Source organism: Actinocorallia lasiicapitis (genome assembly GCF_054778695.1).
Genome location: NZ_BAAGZI010000751.1, coordinates 1 through 1,164, shown reverse-complemented (window position 1 = coordinate 1,164; position 1,164 = coordinate 1). Strand labels below are relative to the sequence as shown.

The window sequence follows — 1,164 nt, the reverse complement described above, 5'->3', positions numbered from 1 at the left end:
AGGTGGGGTGGGGGAGTTGGCGGTCTAGCCAGATGGTGGGGAGGGCGGTGGTGTGGGCGGCGGTGATGTCGGTTTCTAGGGTGTCGCCGATCATCCAGGTGGTGGGGGTGAGGGTGGTGCCGCAGTGGGCGGCGGCTCGGTGGAGGAGGAGGGGGTCGGGTTTCGCGGTGCCTTCGGTTTCGGAGATGGCCCAGCCGTGGAGGACCTTCGAGAGGCCGGAATGGTGGAGTTTGGCGGTCTGGAGGTCGGTTCGGCCGTTGGTCGCGACGGCCAGGAGCCAGCCGGACTCGCGGAGAGCGGCGAGAGCCGCGAGGACCTCGGGCGGGCATTCGACGAGGTGGGGGAGGCGGGCACGGTAGCGGGCCCAGAGCAGGTCGGCGGGGTCGGGGAGGGCGAAGCGGACACGGACGGCGGAGAAGAAACGGTCCATGGGGAGGGAGCCGTCGGCGTCGAGCGCGACCAGCCAGGCCAGATCGGAGGGGGTGCCGCCCAAGGAAGAGACGAACTCGGCCGCCCAGCGGTGGAACGCCGCCAGGCGGTCGATCAGGGTGTTGTCGAGGTCGAAGATCGCGAGATTTCGCACAAAGGCGTTGATACCACCGTGGCGCGGAGCCGCGGGTGGGGGCGGGGATGATCGATTGTCGGAGGGAGTGGGTAGGTTCGGACGGCGAGGTGTTGTCTCCCCGGATCTACGAAACACGGAGCGTCGAGGTTGAGCCAGGATGCGCAGTTGACCGTTGTTCGGTACTTCGAGATGTGGAACTCCGGTGACGTCTCGATCGCACCCGAGATCCTCAGCGCGGAGTGGATCGACCATGCGCATCCCGAGCTGATCGGGGTCGCCGCCGTGCAGGGGGCCGTCGCCGCGGCGCGGGAGGAACGGCCCGGGCTGCACTTCGAGATCGACGAGCTGTTCGGCGACTCCGCGCAGCTCGCCGTCTTCGGAACCGTCAGGACGGAGCCCGGCGCGCCCGCCACCCGGCTCGTCTGGCATCTGCGGCTCAAGGACGGGCTGCTCACCGAGATGCGCACCTACCGCGACACCGCGCCCTGAACGTCAGGCTTCGGCGCGCCGCAGCACGGTCAGGGTGACGGCGACGGCCGCGGCGAGCAGCCCGGCCGCCGTCCCCGCGGTGACGGCGACCCCGGAAGCGAACGCGTCGC

General features: G+C 70.1%; 2 protein-coding genes. One reads left to right on the top strand and one right to left on the bottom strand.

The genetic code is table 11. The features are described 5' to 3' along the window. On the bottom strand, positions 1 to 583 hold a 583-nt coding region (locus tag ACYVE7_RS34355), incomplete at its 3' end, for an HAD family hydrolase (RefSeq protein WP_460370789.1). Positions 584 to 730: 147 nt separating this feature from the next. Between ACYVE7_RS34355 and ACYVE7_RS34350 the strand changes: the two genes are divergently transcribed. After that, entirely contained in the window at positions 731 to 1,054 is a 324-nt protein-coding gene (locus ACYVE7_RS34350; protein WP_460370787.1) for a nuclear transport factor 2 family protein, read from the top strand. Positions 1,055 to 1,164 lie beyond the last annotated feature (110 nt).